Below are 15334 nucleotides of genomic sequence, written 5' to 3' on the forward strand. Positions count from 1 at the left end.
ATCAGCACCAGCGAGGTGCCGTTCCGATGGTGTCGATGTAGCGCGCCGAGCCCCAGGCCCAGGTGCCGTCCGTGAGGAGGTACCAGAGGGAGTTGCCCTCGACGTTCTGACCCGGGGTCTTGCAGAAGATCGAGACGATCTCGCCGCGATGGGCCACACGGATCACCTGGCTGGCCCGGGTGGGCGCACTGCGCAGGAGCAGCCGGCTCGCGGTGACGCGCCCGCGGTAGCGACGCGAGTCGTTCTGGTTCCCGTTGCCGGACTGCCAGTCGCCCCCGTCGCCCCCGCCGGACTGCCAGTCACCCCCGCCGGACTGCCAGTCGCCCCCGCCCGACTGCCAGCTGCCGTTCTGGTCGCCCTGGCCGCTCTGACCGGCTTGGTTGCCCTGGCCGTTCTGGTTGTTGCCCTGGCCGCTGCCTTGGTTCTGGTTGCCCTGGCCGTTCTGGTTGTTGCCTTGGCCGCCGCCTTGGTTCTGGTTGCCCTGGCCGTTCTGGTTGCTGCCCTGGCCGCCGCCTTGGTTCTGGTGACCTTGGCCGCCGCCTTGGTTCTGGTTGCCTTGGCCGTTCTGGTTGTTGCCTTGGCCGCTGCCCTGGTTCTGGTTGCCTTGGCCGTTCTGGTTGTTGCCTTGGCCGCTGCCCTGGTTCTGGTTGCCTTGGCCGTTCTGGTTGTTGCCTTGGCCGCCGCCTTGGTTCTGGTTGCCTTGGCCGTTCTGGTTGTTGCCTTGGCCGCTGCCCTGGTTCTGGTTGCCTTGGCCGTTCTGGTTGTTGCCTTGGCCGCCGCCCTGGTTCTGATTCCCCTGGCCGCCTCCGCCGCCGCTCTGGTTCTGGTCGCCCTGGAAGCCGTCGCCGCCCTGGTTCTGCCAGTCGGACGAGCCGTCGTCCTGGGTGGTCGGGTTGTCGCCGTCCCAGTCGTCGGCGAAGGCCGGGGCGACCACCGCGGTGGCGGCGAGGGTGCCGGCTGCCGTGAGTATGGCGAGGCGGGTCAGAGCGTTGCGCAGGGGCATGGCGGTACCTCCATGAAGAGGGTGAAGCTGACTAATCGCCACATTAGGAGCGGTTCGCGCGTGTCGCCCGTCACGCTGCGCCATCGGGGAGGCCGCTTCCCGCAGGAGGCGCCTGAGGGAGCGTCAGCGTCGCCACCGCACCGCCGTCCGGGGCGTTGGTGAACGTCAGCCGGGCGCCCAGTACCTCCGCCTGTCCGACCGCGATCGTCAGCCCGAGGCCGTGCCCCGTCGCCCCGCCCTCGGTGCGAAACCGCTGCGGCCCGTGGGTCAGGAGGTACTCCGGATAGCCGTCCCCGTGGTCCCGCACGGTGACCACGGGTCCGTCCACCGTCAGGACGACGGGTGACCGCCCGTGCCGGTGCGCGTTGGCGAGCAGGTTCCCCAGCACCCGCTCGAGGCGTCGCCGGTCGGTCTCCACGCGCGCGTCCCGGACGACCGTCACCTCGGTGCCGGCCGCCGAGGCGCCGGAGGAGCCCGAAGCCTGTGCCGTCCGCACCACCCGGGCCGCCAGCGCACCCAGCTCCTCGGCGTCCAGCTCCAGCCGCTCCCGGCCGGTGTCCAGGCGGGAGATCTCCAGCAGGTCCTCCGTCAGCGTGCGCAGCGCCGCGACCCGGTCGCGGACCAGCTCCGTCGGCCGGCCCGGCGGCAGCAGTTCCGCCGCCGCGTGCAGCCCCGTCAGGGGCGTGCGCAGCTCGTGCGCCACGTCGGCGGTGAACCGCTGCTCGCTCAGCAGCTTTCCCTGGAGCGAGGACGCCATGGAGTCCAGCGCGACGGCGACGGCCCCCACCTCGTCCTGCGGCCGGCCCGCTTCCCTCGTACGGGGGTCGTCCACGCGCGCGTCCAGATCGCCGGCGGTGATCCGCCGGGCGACCTGCGCGGTGGTGTGCAGGCGCCGGGTGACCCGGGTGACCGCGACCGCGCCGACGAGCAGCGTCGCGCCGATGGCCAGGACCGACGACCACAGGATCGCGGTGTCGAGAGCCTCGATGGTGCGGGCGCTCTGCGAGTAGTCGACCGGGACCGCGAGGGCCCGGGCGCCGTCGACGGGGCCGGCCGCCCACATCGTCGGGCGCCCCCGGTGGTCGGCGACCATCGTGCCGCGCTCGCCGGCCACCGCCAGCGCCCGCAGCGACGCGGGCAGACCCGGCGGATCGACACCCGCGCCCCACCCGAGGGTGTCCCCGGCCTCGAACGCCGCCGTCGCGTCCTTCAGCCGGGAGAGCGCGAGGTCGCGGGCCTGTCCCACGGTCTGGTTCGTCACCGAGACGTGCACCAGCACGCCGAGCAGGGCGGCCAGCGCACAGCACATCACCGTGATGAACACGGCGGCCTTCACGGCGAGCGTGCCGGTCCACGAGGGAAACGCGAGCCTCATCGGCCGCTCGCCGACGCGGAGGCGGAAGCAGCGGCGGACGAGGAAGCGGACGGGGATGCGGACGGGGATGCGGACGGGGCCGGGGATGCGGAGGGCCCGGGTGAGTACTTCCGGCCGCCGGTGCGCAGCATCTCGTCGTGGGTCAGCAGCATCGCCTGCTGCTGCTGATCCCATGTCCACTGCAGGCGGTACTCGTAGCCCGCGACCTCCGACGGAGCCCGGATGATCAGTGAGCGTCCGGTCAGCTCGACCCCGCTCACGGCGTCCTCGTAGGCCATGATCTGCACCAGTCTGTCCTTGCGTGCCGTGTACACGCGGACAGCCGTCAGATTGCCGGGCAGCTGCCGGAAGCCCAGCGTCAGGTCGGCGTGGCCGTCGCCGGTGAGGTCCCGGTAGTACGCCTTGAGGACGGGGCACCGGCTCCCCGCCGCCCCACTCCTGCCGCAGTCCGCCATCCGACGGGCCGTCTCGCCGTACGTCCCTTCGCTGTAGTCGCCCGGATGCGCGGCGATCTCCTCGCGGACGACCGCCACCGGGTCCACCTCGCGGATGTCGCCGCCCGGCACCGTGATCCCCTTCACCACTTGGGTGTCCACCTCGCCGATGTCGAAGGCCGGACTGGAGGCGGGCGTGAGATTCGGCCACAGCCTGTCCGGGCTGATCGCCGTCGGTGTCGCCCCGGCGCCCTGAAGCTCACCCGCGTCACCGCAGCCCACGGCCACCGAGGCCAGCAGAACGACGGCGGCGGCGAGCCCACGCCGGGCGGGTCCGACGGGACCTGAGGGGCGTGTGGGGCCAGCGTGACTGGAGAGATGACGGCGGGGCACGGGACTTCTGTGACTCCTCTGGGATACGACGGCCAGGCCCGTACACCTTATTCGTAAGAAAGTCCGTTTTGCGTACCGGGGGGCCGGAGAGGGAAGTGCGGAGGGGCGTGCTGGAAGGCGGTGGCGGAGCGGAATGGCGGAACGGAGTACTGGAGCTGGAGTGCCGGTGCCGGTGCCGGTGCCGGTGGTGGTGGAGTGGTGGTGCTGGGTGTCGGAGCGTCGGAGCTGGGTGGTGGAGGTGCCGGGGTTCTGGCCATGGCGAAACGATTATTCGGCCAGTTCCTCCAAAAGCCTGGCCGTCGGCAGCCCCGCCCGCAGGTACTCCACGAACAACTCGTTGTGCAGGGCCCACGGCGAGCGCCGAGACCGTATCAGCCGGATCGCCTCCTCGGTCGGGTGCCCCCGGCCCACCAGCGTGTGGGCGACGACCAGGCCCGAGCGGTTGTAGCCGCTGTAGCAGCGGACGAGGACCGTCCGGCCGTCGTCCATCGCGTCCCCGGCCGCCCGCGCCAGCCGGATCACCCCGGCGAGCTGGGTCCCGTCCAGCGGACCGTCCGGAATCGGCCACACATGATGCTGCACGCCGGGGTCGGGCCCATGTCCCTGCCGGGCCCGGGTCAACGTCTGCACGAGATCGAACTCATCCCGCACCACGGCGAGCTCCACTTCCCCGGAGCGTCCCCGGAACTCGTGCCCGCCCATCCACAGGCCGGGCACGATCTCGCTCCATGGACGGTCCGGAGGCGGTACGTCGAGTTGCTTCCTGCGGGTCCGCACCGGCGCCTCCCCGAACGCACTGCCCAGTGCCTGCCCAACTCGCCTCGGACGTAACCGCCTTCTTGCCCCGGGAGCACCCCTCCTGTTCCCATGGTCATGGGGTGATGGTGCATGAACGGACTGCGCGTCATACCGACCTGGCGGCATGGCCAGGAGCGGCTCTACGTATGTCTCACGGACGGCAGGAACATCGCCTGGTACGACCGTGAGGCGGCCAGGATCAACCTGATCGCGGAGAACCGCAGAGAGGACGTCCTGGAGGCCCTCGGCCCCTTCGTCACCGGCTCGGTCACGGTCGGCCCGCCCCCGGTCCCCACGCCCGCCGAGCTGGCCCGGCTCTCCCTCCACCCCGACGACGATCTGGCCCCCAACCGCCCCGGCGAGGCCCTTCTGATCGACCTGGACCGCGATCCGGGCCCCGCCCACCGCCTCCGGGCCGATCCGCGTCGGCGTGCCCTGGCGGCCGAGCAGACCGTCGGCGTGGCCCTCGACCGCCTCGACGGCGCCGGCTGGCACACCCTCCACTCCCTGCCCCTTCCCGGCGGGGACCGCGTCCACCACCTGGCCATCGGTCCGGCCGGCCTGTTCGCGATCCATACGCTGTACGCCCTCAAACAGCGGGTGCGTGTCTCCGACCCGATGGTCGGTCTGGGCCGCCGGGACCCGGAGCCGCTTCTTCGCCGGGTGCGCGCCGACGCCGGCCGTGCGTCCCACGCCCTCACGGCAGAGGTCCGCCCCGTACTGGCCCTGGTCGGACCGACGGGTGTCTCCGTCACCGTCCCGCCGCGCGAGGTCCGCGTCCTGACCGACGCCGACCTCGCCGACCTCGCCCGTCTCGGCGGCGTACTGAAGCCGGCGGACGTGGAAGCCCTCCACGCGATGGCCCGCGACCGGGGGACATGGGCGAGGGTGTGATGTCCGGCGGCCCGGGACGCCCCGGACGGGAGCCCGAGGACGAGGACGATCCGCCGAAACGGGACTCCAGGGAGGGCGACGGGCCCCCTGAGGGGTCGAGAGGGCGCCGCCGGGGGTTCGATCAGGGCACGGCGCCGGCCCGCCCGGCGTCGAGCAGCGGTGCCAGCAGATCCCCGAAGTCCTGAAGCCGCGGAGCGATGTCGGAGGCCGAGAAGGTGAGCGTCCCGGCGGACCGGCACTCCTCGACCTCTTCCCAGGTCACCGGCGCCGACACGGTCGGCTCGGCCCGTGCCCGCAAGGTGTACGGCGTCGCGGTCGTCTTCCGCGCGGCGTTCTGACTCCAGTCCACGAACACCTTCCCCGGCCGCAGGCTCCGCGTCATCCGGTGCAGGACCAGCCGTGGCATGGCCCGCTCCGCCTCCACGGCCAGCTGTTTCGCGTACTCCGAGACCCGATCGGAGGAGGCACCCCGGACAGCCGCCAGCAGATGCAGCCCCTTCGACCCCGACGTCTTCGGCAACGCCTCGATCCCGTCCGCCGCGAGCCGCTCCCGCAGCCACACCGCGACCTCGCAGCACTCGACGACGGTCGCGGGCGTGCCGGGATCGAGGTCGAGGACGAGCCGGTCGGCGATCTCGGGTTCCTGGATCACCCACTGGGGCGTATGGAACTCCGTGACGAGGTTCGCCGCCCAGACCAGACTCGCCAGATCCTGCACGACCACCATCCGGACGGGCCCCTCCGACCGGGGCACCTCGGCGGTGGTGACCCATTCGGGCGTCCCGGGCGGCACGTTCTTGGCGAAGAAGGTCTGCCCGTCGGGCCCGTCCGGGTAGCGCAGGAAGGACAGCGGCCGGTCGCGCAGATGGGGGAGCAGGGCATCGGCGACGGTCGCGTAGTAATGCAGCACCTCGCCCTTGGTGAAGCCGGTCGCCGGATACAGCACCTTCTCCAGATTGCTGAGCGCGAGCCGTCTCCCCTCCACCTCTGTGATCGGCGTCATACGATGAGAATCACATGAAACCGTCACATAAGGGTCCCTCAGGAGGGTGCGGCACGTGAGATCCATCTGGAACGGCGCCATCTCCTTCGGCCTCGTGAGCATCCCGATCAAGCTGGTGAACGCCACCGAGAACCACTCGATCTCCTTCCGCCAGATCCACACGGAGGACGGCGGCCGCATCCGCTACCGCAAGGTCTGCGAACTGGAGGACCGCGAGGTGGATTCGGGGGAGATCGGCAAGGGCTGGGAGGACGCGGACGGCACGATCATCCCGATCACCGACGAGGACCTGTCCCATCTGCCGCTCCCGACCGCCAAGACCATCGAGATCGTGGCCTTCGTCCCGGCCGACCGGATCGACCCGCTCCAGATGGACGCCGCCTACTACCTCCAGGCGGGCGGCGCCCCGGCGGCGAAGCCGTACACGCTGCTCAGGGAGGCCCTGAAACGCAGCCACAAGGTGGCGATCGCGAAGTACGCCCTGCGCGGGCGTGAGCGCCTCGGGATGCTCCGCGTGGTCGGCGAGGCGATCGTCATGCACGGTCTGCTCTGGCCGGACGAGGTCCGCGCACCGGAGGGCGTGGTTCCGGACACCTCGGTCACCGTCCGCGACAAGGAACTCGACTTGGCGGACGCCCTGATGGACACCCTCGGCGAGGTCGACCTGGACGACCTGCACGACGAGTACCGCGAGGCGGTCGAGGAGGTCGTGGCGGCGAAGGCGGCCGGCGAGGCGCCCCCCGAGGCCCCTTCCTCGCCGTCCAGCGGCAAGGTGCTCGACCTGATGGCGGCCCTGGAGAAGAGCGTGCGCGCGGCGAAGGAGTCGCGCGGTGAGGAACCGGACAAGGGCCCAGCGGGGAGGAAGCGGCGGACGGAGCGGGAGGCGGAGGAGCGGGAGGCGGAGGAGCGGGAGGCGGAGCCGGGGGCCGAGGTCAGCCACCTCGCTCAGCGCAGATCGGCCCGTACGGCGCCCAAGGGGACGGGCGGCAAGAAGTCGACGTCGACGGCGTCGGCGAAGAAGACCGTGGCGCAGCCGAGGAAGTCGACGGCGAAGACGGCGAAGTCGGCTCAGCCGGCGAAGCGGGCAACGGCGTCGAGGAGCACGGCGGAAGCGAAGGGCACGGCGGCGTCGAAGAGCACGGCCAAGAAGGCCGCCGCGAAGAAGACGACGGCGAAGGGGACGACGTCGAAGGCGGCGACGGCGAAGAAGACGGCTGCGAAGAAGACGACGGCCCGCAAGCGCACGGCCTGACGCCGCTGGTGCCTGCCCCCTTCTCCCGCACCCGCACGGCCTGACGCCGCCCGTACCCGCCCTCCTCTCCCGCACGTTTGGGAGCACAGGCGTAGGCCCAGGCGTCGGGGAGGGGAGGCCGGTGAGCCGAGTGGGCCAGGGGGCTGTGCGAGGAAGGCGAGGGGGGTGGGAGGCGAGGGAGGGGGCGGGGGACCGTCGACGTCAGACAGTCCCTTCCAGCGCCCCTCGATCCCGGCGGGCCCGTCCTGCCCGCTGAGCCTGTCCTGCCCGCTGATCCCGTCCTGCCGCCTGTTCCTCGGCGCCGCCCTCGTGGCCATCCTCGTCACGCCGGTCCCGCGCGTCACGCCCGTCGCCGTCATTGCCCCCGTCGCCGTCATTCCGCCCGTTGCCCTTGCCCCCGTCGCTTCTGACGCCCCGGCGAGGGAAGGCCACGCACAGCGTGCCCACCCCCAGCCCCAGCGTCGGCCACACCGGAACGTCGCCGCCGTACGCGAACCCGTGCCCCGCGAAGTACGTCAGCGCCCAGACGCTCACGCCGAGCCCCACCCACATGCGCCAGGCCGCCGCTCCCCGCACGTCCGCGTCGGGCCGCCCGCGCACCTCCACGGAGGCCAGCGCCCGCTCCAGTGGCCGCAAGGCCCGCACCACCGCCACCAGGACGCTCGCCAGCACCAGCAGCCACGGCATCCGTAGGCCCCACCAGCCCGCCGAACCGTAGCGGGGCTCGGGGGCGAGCCCGGTCAGGTAGAAGGCGGCGGCGACGATCAGCACCGGCAGCATGTGCCAGAGGTAGAGCGCCATGCTCCCGGCCCCCAGCGTCCGCACGGCCCGCCGCACCCGGGCCCGCTCCAGCAGCCGCCGCACGACCGGTGCGACCAGCAGAGCCACCCCGACCTGTGCCAGGCTCCACGCCAGCATGGCCGCCGACGGAGGGTCGGTGTTGCTCAGTTCCTCACCGGTCACCAGGATCAGGCTGACGGGAAACGGCCCGGGCCCGACCAGCAGGGCGAACCCCACCGCGCCCCCCACGATCATGGCCAGTGCCCGGCCGCGCGCTCGCGGCGCCGTCTCACCGTCGCCGCCCAGCAACCCGTCCCGCCAGCAGAATCCGAGCTGGTAGACGACACCCCACACGAGCAGGTAGTTGAGTGCTCCGATCGCCTCGACGGCCGGACCGTGCGAGGACGCGTCGCCCGTCGCCACGAGCGTGCCGACGCCCAGCCCCAGCACGCCCATGCCCACAGGCACACGCACACCCCCTCGTTCGTGCAGGGAGTACAGCATCGGCGTCAGCGCGCTGAGCAGCAGGTACACCGGCAGGAACCAGAACTGCATGGCCATCGCCCACCCGACCAGCGCGAGGGTGGCGCGGTCCACGCCGAGCGCGGAGCACACCCCGACGGCCGACAGGACGAGGCCGCTGTACACCGCCGTGGGCAGCAGCAGCCGCACGGCACGCTGCCCCACCCATCCGGCGGCGCTTCCGCCGGCGGCCCGGGCCCGCGCCCAGGAGCCGCCGGCGGCATGCCCACCGGCGAGGAAGAACAACGGCATGATCTGGAAGCCCAGGGTCAGCCACTGCGTCCAGGGCAGGGTCGCCAGCAGCTCCGGGGCGGTGATCTCGCCGTCCGGATGCCGGACCAGCCCCGTGATCAGCCAGTGCCCCAGCACGACGAGCAGGATCGCCCACGCGCGCAGGAAGTCGACGTACCGGTCTCGGCTCATGTCTCGCATGCTGCCCGCCAGCCAACTCCCGTACGGCGTCTATCCCTTGTCGCAACCAAGCCGTACCCGGGACGACACCCGTCGGCGCGGCACGGCGGTGACCCCCGACCATGCCCGCAATCCCGGAGCAGCTCAGTGCCGACTACGCGTACGGCACCTTGACGCCTCTCATGTTACCGGTAACATTGACGCCCATCGGAGCATCACCCGCACGCCCACGCTGAGGTGGGCCGTCCGTCCTCGGGAGCCCGCGTGACCGACCACCCCACGGCCCAGCGCGCCCAGGGCGGCTCACCCGGGCCCGACCCCACGATCGTCGGCACGGCCGACGGCGCCACCGGCACCAGGACTGGCGCCAGCGCCGGCACGGGTTCCGGCACAGGGACCGCCACGGACCCCGACACCAGTCCCGGGCCCGTCTTCACGACGTCCGCCGTGGTCGCCTCCTGCGTCGGTTTCATGCTCATCGGCGCTCTCCAGGCGCTCTACGGCCCGGCGATCCCGGCACTGCGCGAAGACTTCGGACTCTCGCCCTCCACCGCGGGGCTGGGGCTCAGCGCGCACTTCGTCGGCGGGGTCGCCGGAGTCCTCCTCTTCGACCGGCTGTACGGCCGTACCGGCAACCGGCGGATCCTGGCCGCCTCGTATCTGCTGATGGCGGTCGGCGCGGCGGGCTTCGCGGTCGCACCGAACTGGCCCCTCGCCCTCACCGCGGCGCTTCTCGCGGGGTTCGGCTTCGGCGGTATCGACTACGGCCTCAACCAACTCTTCGCGGTCGGCTTCGGCCACCGTTCCACCGCGATGCTCAATGTCCTCAACGCCCACTTCGGCATCGGCGCGATCCTCGGCCCGGCCGTGATCGGGGTGGTCGGCGCCGAGCACTACCCCGTCGTCTTCCTGGTCTTCGCGCTCGCCAACCTGCCCCTGCTGTTCTGTCTGCGCGGCGTACGCGACAGCCCCCCGCCGCTGCCGCAGCCCCAGCAGAAGTCACAGCCCTCACAGCCCTCGCAGTCCTCGCAGTCCTCGCAGAACCCGCGGCTCCTCGTCGCCGGCGGGGCGACGACACCGGCCGCCCGCGCCCTGTGGTCCGTCCTCGCCGTCTTCGTCACCCTCTATGTCCTGCACGTCGGCATCGAGGCCGGTGTCGGAGGCTGGGAACCCACGCACCTGGAGACCGTCGGGCACAGCGCGGGCGTCGCGGCCACCGCGACCTCCGTGTACTGGCTGATGATGACCGTCGGCCGCTTCCTGGTCGCCCCGATCGCGCTGCGCTTCTCCGCCCAGACCATCATCACGGTCTCCTGTGCGGGCATGACCGGCTGTCTCCTGCTGGCGGCGGTACCGGACCTGGCGCCCTTCGCCTACGCGGGCGTGGGCCTTTTCATCGCACCGATCTTCCCCACCGGCCTGCCCTGGCTGCACCGGGCCGCCCCGCACGCCCGCCGGGCCGGCGCGGTCGTCATCGCCGCGTCCATGCTGGGCGGCGTCGCGGCGGGCCCGGCGCTCGGCAAGGTCATCGAGTGGTCCGGCGTCCGAGCGGTCCCACTCCTCCTCGCCGCGGTCTCCGCCGTCTGTCTCGCGGCCACGCTCTGGCTGACCCGAGCGACACACACGAAACCCGCGCGGTGACCGCCCGGCCGCCCCCGGCCGCCCAGGCCCGCCTCGCAGCACCGGTGGCCCGACGTGGCCGGGAGCAGTGGACCGCGACCGAGCCCGAGGCCGACCCCAGGCAGGCCGAGGCGCGAGGCACGCACCTCACCCGCACGTCCGCCCGGCGAGGGCATCCCGCAGCACGACCCGAGCCGCAGCGGCAGCCCAAGCCGCAGCGAAGGCCGCAACCACAGCCGCACCAGATTCTCAACCGCGACAACCCACCCGCACGACCACGACAACGCACCCGCTCATGCACGCACCCCGTACGAGCACGAGAACGCACCCCGTACGAGCACGAGAACGCATCCCGTACGAGCACGAGAACGCATCCCGTACGAGCACAGAACGCACCCCGTACGTCCGCCCCGACGAAGGGACCCGCATGCCGGCCCTGACCACGACCTCCGACAGTTTCCTCCTCCACGGCGAACCGTTCCGCATCCTCTCCGGCGCTCTGCACTACTTCCGCGTCCACCCCGATCAGTGGACCGACCGGCTGCGCAAGGCCCGCCTCATGGGGCTGAACACGGTCGAGACCTACCTCCCGTGGAACCTGCACCAGCCCGAACCCGGCACCCTCGTCCTCGACGGACTCCTCGACCTGCCCCGCTTCCTCCGGCTGGCCGCGGCGGAGGGCCTGCACGTCCTCCTCCGCCCCGGGCCCTTCATCTGCGCCGAGTGGGACGGCGGCGGTCTGCCGCACTGGCTCACCACCGACGCCGACATCCGCCTGCGCACCAGCGACCCCCGCTTCACGGACGTCGTGGACCGCTACCTGGATCTCCTCCTCCCGCCGCTCCTGCCGTACATGGCGGCCTCGGGCGGCCCGGTCATCGCCGTACAGGTGGAGAACGAGTACGGCGCCTACGGCGACGACATGGCCTACCTGGAGCACCTCGAACACGCGCTCCGTTCACGGGGCGTCGAGGAGCTCCTGTTCACCTGCGACCAGACCGACGGCGATCACCTCAAGAACGGCGTGCTGCCCGGCGTCCTCGCCACCGGCACGTTCGGCAGCCGCGTGGACCAGTCCCTCCAGCGGCTCCGCGAGGCACAGCCGGAAGGCCCCCTGATGTGCGGGGAGTTCTGGATCGGCTGGTTCGACCACTGGGGCGGTCCGCACCACGGAAGGGACGCCGAGGACGCCGCCGCCGACCTCGACCGGCTCCTGTCGGCGGGCGCCTCCGTCAACATCTACATGTTCCACGGCGGCACCAACTTCGGGCACACCAACGGCGCCAACCACCACCACGCCTACGTGCCGACCGTCACCTCCTACGACTACGACGCCCCACTCACCGAGAGCGGTGACCCGGGCCCGAAGTACCACGCCTTCCGTGAGGTCATCGCCCGCCACGCCCCGGTCCCGGACGAACCGGTGCCCGCCGCGTCGCCCAAACTCCCGCCGGTCACCGTCCGGTTGACCCACCGCGCTCCCCTCCTCCCGCTCGCGGACCGCCCCGTGCACGCCCCGGACCCCCGCTCCGCCGACGAGCTGGGCCAACGCGCCGGGTACACCCTGTACCGGACCACCGTCCCCACCCCGGGGACCGGCCTGCTGCGCTTCGCCGGCGGAGTGGGGGACCGTGCCCAGGTCTTCCTGGACGGCGCCCCCGCGGGCGTCCTCGAACGCGAGCGCTACGAGGAGACCCTGCCCGTCCACGTCCCCCGCCCCGACGCCGTACTCGAGGTGCTCGTGGAGAACATGGGCCGGGTCAACTACGGTCCCCGCATCGGCGTTCCCAAGGGCCTGCTGGGCCCGGTCACGCTCGACGGCACACCCCTGCGAGGCTGGGACTCCCACGCACTGCCCCTGGACGACGTACCGGTCACCGCCGTGTTCACCCCGGCCGGGAACCCCACCTCCGCCGAACCGGCTTTCCACCGCGGGACGTTCGAGGTGCGGACCCCCGCCGACACCTTCCTCTCCCTCCCCGGCTGGACGAAGGGCCAGGCCTGGGTCAACGGGTTCCACCTCGGCCGCTACTGGAGCCGCGGTCCGCAGCGCACCCTCTACGTCCCGGCCCCCACTCTGCGGTCCGGCGTCAACGAGTTGGTCGTCCTCGAACTGCACGGCGCCACGACGCTCGACGCCCACCTCATCGACACCCCCGACCTCGGCCCGGAGCGGTCCTGATGCGGCACCGGGCGGACGTCGCACCCCTCGCCGGGCCGCCGCCGCGAGGTCATCTCCCCTTCGCCGACGCCCCCGCCGCCCCCGACCCCATCGAGGTGACCAGCCGCTGGCTGACCCGGGGCGGCCGCCCGTGGTTCCCGGTCTCGGGGGAGTTCCACTACTCCCGGTACCCGGCCCGGGAGTGGGAGGAGGAGCTGCTGAAGATGAAGGCGGGCGGGATCACGGTCGTCGCCTCGTACGTCATCTGGATCCACCACGAGGAGACCGAGGGCCGCGTCCGCTTCGACGGCGACCGCGATCTGCGCCGTTTCGCCCGGCTCTGCGCCCGCCACGGCCTGGACTTCGTCCCCCGTATCGGCCCGTGGTCCCACGCGGAGGTCCGCAACGGAGGCCTCCCGGACTGGGTCCTCGCCCGCACCACGGCCCCGCGCACCGACGACCCGGCGTACCTGACCGCCGTCCGTCCCTGGTGGGAGGCGATCGCGTCGCAACTGGACGGCCTGGACCGCGCGCACGACGGCCCGGTCGTCGCGATCCAGATCGAGAACGAGCTCTACGACCAGCCCGGCCACCTGCGCACCCTGAAGCGCATGGCCCAGGAAACCGGCCTTCGCGCCCCGCTCTGGACCTCGACGGCATGGGGCGGAGTCCACCTCCCCGACGACGAGCTGCTCCCCCTCTACGGCGGCTACTCCGAGGCCTTCTGGACCGAGGCCGACGGTGGCTGGCCCGACACCTGCCGCAAGCACTTCTTCTTCACCCACCAGCGCGACGACGAGGGCATCGGCGCCGACCTGCGCCCGACGACCGTACGCGGCACGGACCCCGACGCCTACGCGGACCGGTTCCCCTGGGCCACCTGTGAGTTGGGCGGCGGCATGGCCGTCGCCTACCACCGCCGCCCGCGCGTCGACGCCGCCGACATCGGCGCCCTCGGCCTCACGAAGATCGGCTGCGGCTCGGTCTGGCAGGGCTACTACATGTTCCACGGCGGCACCAACCCGACGGGGGAGCGGACGCCCCTCCAGGAGTCCCACGCCACCGCCTACCCCAACGACCTCCCCGTCCTGACCTACGACTTCCAGGCCCCCCTCGGCGAGTACGGCCAGTACCGCCCCTCCTACGACGAACTCCGGCTGCAGCACCTGCTCCTGGCGGACTTCGGCGAGCTGATCGCTCCCATGCGGTCGGTGCTGCCGGACGGCCGCCCGCGAGACCAGCACGACCGCGACACCCTGCGCTGGGCGGTCCGCGGCGACGGGCGCGCCTCGGGCTTCCTCTTCGTCACCAACCACCAGCCCCACGAGCCGCTCCCGGACCACCCGGACACCAGCTTCACGATCGGCTTCCCCGGGGCCCCGCCCCTCTCCCTCCCGAGCACCCCCGTCACCGTCCCCGCGGGCGCCTACTTCTGCTGGCCCCTGCGCCTCGACGTGGCGGGCCTGCGCCTGGACTGGGCCACCGCCCAGCCGGTCTGCACGGTCGCGGACGACGGCGGCGACGGCGGCGGCCGGACGGTTCTCGTCCTGGCGGCGACGGACGGCATCGAGCCCGAACTGGCGCTGGACGCGACGACGGTGACGTCCGTCGTCGCGCCGTCCGGTGCGGACGTCACGACCGTGGCCGACGGCGACCGCGTCCTGATCACCGGCCTGCGCCCCGGCACGGACGCTCTGGTCGAGACGGAGACGCCGACGGGCGACCGGGTGGCCCTCCTGGTGCTGGACGCGGCCACCGCCCGCACCGCCTACCGGGGCGAGGCCTGGGGCGCACAGCGGCTCGTCCTGTGCGCCGACGGCGTGGTCTTCGACGCGACGACCGGCGAGGTGCGCATCCACCCCCGCGCCTCGGACGACAGCGCCGACAGGACCGAGAGGGCCGAGAGGGCCGAGGGGGCAGGCAGGACCGACAGGGCCGAGAGGGCCGATACTGCCTGCACGGCAGGCAGTGCAGGCAGCGCCGACGAGGGCGGTGCGAGGGACGAGGGCGCTGCGGGCCACAGCGGCGACGAGGGATCCCGGGACCCCGCCGCGGCGGTCTCCCTCTCCGTCCTCCCGGCCCCGGACCGTCCCCCGACGGCAGCCGGTGCCGGGGTGAAGGAGAGCCAGGACGGCGCCCTGACCCGCTACACACTCGTCCCGGACGAGGACGCGCCCACCGTCGCCGCCCCCACGCTCGCCGCGCTCCGCCCGGCGGGCCCGCCGCCGGCCCCGGAGACGGGCGTACTGGGCCGGGCGAGCGCCCCCGCGGACGAGCACTACGACACGAGGGCGGCCGTCTTCCGCGTCGACGTCCCGGCGTCCCGCGCCGCTACCCCGCCCCTGCCCGGATCCGACCTGCTGCGCCTGCACTGGACCGGCGACGTGGCCCGCGCCTACGTGGGGGACACGCTCGTCGCCGACCAGTTCTTCACGGGCCGCCCCTGGGACATCGCGCTCGACCGGCTCCCGCCCGGTGAGCCCCTCACCCTGAGGATCCTGCCGCTCGCCGCCGGGGCGGCCGTCCACCTTCCCGTCACCCCGCCGGCCGGGATCGCCGAGGTACGGCACGCCGAACGGATCACCACCCGCACCTGGAGGCTCGGTACGACCTGACCCCCGCTTCCCCGGCCGCCCGGCCTATCCTGTGGGTCCGCCGGGCGGCCCAGTGCGACGGGCCCCGGACCAG

General features: G+C 72.6%; 11 protein-coding genes. 5 read left to right on the forward strand and 6 right to left on the reverse strand.

Going from position 1 to position 15334, the window contains the following annotated elements; translation table 11 throughout:
- Position 1 precedes the first annotated feature (1 nt).
- The 4 genes from QF030_RS28235 to QF030_RS28250 all read right to left on the reverse strand — a co-directional run bounded on the left by QF030_RS28235 (position 2) and on the right by QF030_RS28250 (position 3982).
- Positions 2-1003, reverse strand: a complete 1002-nt coding sequence (locus tag QF030_RS28235) for an SH3 domain-containing protein (protein WP_307165410.1) — start codon at positions 1001-1003, stop codon at positions 2-4.
- A 70-nt stretch (positions 1004-1073) separates the two neighbouring features.
- Entirely contained in the window at positions 1074-2378 is a 1305-nt protein-coding gene (locus QF030_RS28240; protein ID WP_307165411.1) for a sensor histidine kinase, read from the reverse strand.
- A complete protein-coding gene (locus tag QF030_RS28245; RefSeq protein ID WP_373428815.1) occupies positions 2375-3205 on the reverse strand; it encodes a hypothetical protein in 831 nt (276 codons plus the stop codon). The genes QF030_RS28240 and QF030_RS28245 overlap by 4 nt, the downstream gene beginning before the upstream one ends.
- Before the next feature lie 267 nt (positions 3206-3472).
- Complete coding sequence (locus tag QF030_RS28250) at positions 3473-3982, reverse strand: protein-tyrosine phosphatase family protein (protein ID WP_307165412.1); 510 nt, start codon at positions 3980-3982, stop codon at positions 3473-3475.
- 111 nt (positions 3983-4093) lie between these two features.
- On the opposite strand from QF030_RS28250, the gene QF030_RS28255 reads away from it, so the two are divergent.
- The gene (locus QF030_RS28255; RefSeq protein WP_307165413.1) at positions 4094-4897 is read left to right on the forward strand and encodes a nuclease-related domain-containing protein; all 804 of its coding nucleotides are present in this window, start codon (positions 4094-4096) and stop codon (positions 4895-4897) included.
- A gap of 121 nt (positions 4898-5018) precedes the next feature.
- On the opposite strand, the gene ligD is transcribed toward QF030_RS28255, so the two are convergent.
- Positions 5019-5900: a non-homologous end-joining DNA ligase gene (gene ligD, locus QF030_RS28260; RefSeq protein ID WP_307165414.1), complete on the reverse strand. Its 882-nt coding sequence runs from the start codon at positions 5898-5900 to the stop codon at positions 5019-5021.
- A 55-nt stretch (positions 5901-5955) separates the two neighbouring features.
- Between ligD and ku the strand changes: the two genes are divergently transcribed.
- Complete coding sequence (ku, locus tag QF030_RS28265) at positions 5956-7152, forward strand: non-homologous end joining protein Ku (RefSeq protein WP_444875794.1); 1197 nt, start codon at positions 5956-5958, stop codon at positions 7150-7152.
- Positions 7153-7353: 201 nt separating this feature from the next.
- Here the strand turns inward: ku and QF030_RS28270 are convergent, their stop codons facing one another.
- Entirely contained in the window at positions 7354-8877 is a 1524-nt protein-coding gene (locus QF030_RS28270; protein ID WP_307165416.1) for an acyltransferase family protein, read from the reverse strand.
- 459 nt (positions 8878-9336) lie between these two features.
- On the opposite strand from QF030_RS28270, the gene QF030_RS28275 reads away from it, so the two are divergent.
- The 3 genes from QF030_RS28275 (at position 9337) to QF030_RS28285 (ending at position 15261) form a co-directional block, all read left to right on the forward strand.
- A complete protein-coding gene (locus QF030_RS28275) occupies positions 9337-10506 on the forward strand; it encodes an MFS transporter (RefSeq protein ID WP_307167722.1) in 1170 nt (389 codons plus the stop codon).
- A 406-nt stretch (positions 10507-10912) separates the two neighbouring features.
- The gene (locus QF030_RS28280) at positions 10913-12667 is read left to right on the forward strand and encodes a glycoside hydrolase family 35 protein (protein ID WP_307165417.1); all 1755 of its coding nucleotides are present in this window, start codon (positions 10913-10915) and stop codon (positions 12665-12667) included.
- Entirely contained in the window at positions 12667-15261 is a 2595-nt protein-coding gene (locus QF030_RS28285; RefSeq protein ID WP_307165418.1) for a beta-galactosidase, read from the forward strand. Before QF030_RS28280 ends, QF030_RS28285 begins: the two co-directional genes overlap by 1 nt.
- Positions 15262-15334 lie beyond the last annotated feature (73 nt).

Source organism: Streptomyces rishiriensis, from assembly GCF_030815485.1.
GTDB lineage: Bacteria > Actinomycetota > Actinomycetes > Streptomycetales > Streptomycetaceae > Streptomyces > Streptomyces rishiriensis_A.

What these genes read in the sequence shown, in the direction of transcription:
- QF030_RS28285 (WP_307165418.1), top strand. Translation starts at nt 12,667, where the DNA reads ATGCGGCACCGGGCGGACGTCGCACCCCTCGCCGGGCCGCCGCCGCGA.
- QF030_RS28280 (WP_307165417.1), top strand. Translation starts at nt 10,913, where the DNA reads ATGCCGGCCCTGACCACGACCTCCGACAGTTTCCTCCTCCACGGCGAA.
- QF030_RS28270 (WP_307165416.1), bottom strand. Translation starts at nt 8,877, where the DNA reads ATGAGCCGAGACCGGTACGTCGACTTCCTGCGCGCGTGGGCGATCCTG.
- ligD (WP_307165414.1), bottom strand. Translation starts at nt 5,900, where the DNA reads ATGACGCCGATCACAGAGGTGGAGGGGAGACGGCTCGCGCTCAGCAAT.
- QF030_RS28235 (WP_307165410.1), bottom strand. Translation starts at nt 1,003, where the DNA reads ATGCCCCTGCGCAACGCTCTGACCCGCCTCGCCATACTCACGGCAGCC.
- QF030_RS28255 (WP_307165413.1), top strand. Translation starts at nt 4,094, where the DNA reads ATGAACGGACTGCGCGTCATACCGACCTGGCGGCATGGCCAGGAGCGG.
- QF030_RS28275 (WP_307167722.1), top strand. Translation starts at nt 9,337, where the DNA reads ATGCTCATCGGCGCTCTCCAGGCGCTCTACGGCCCGGCGATCCCGGCA.
- QF030_RS28240 (WP_307165411.1), bottom strand. Translation starts at nt 2,378, where the DNA reads ATGAGGCTCGCGTTTCCCTCGTGGACCGGCACGCTCGCCGTGAAGGCC.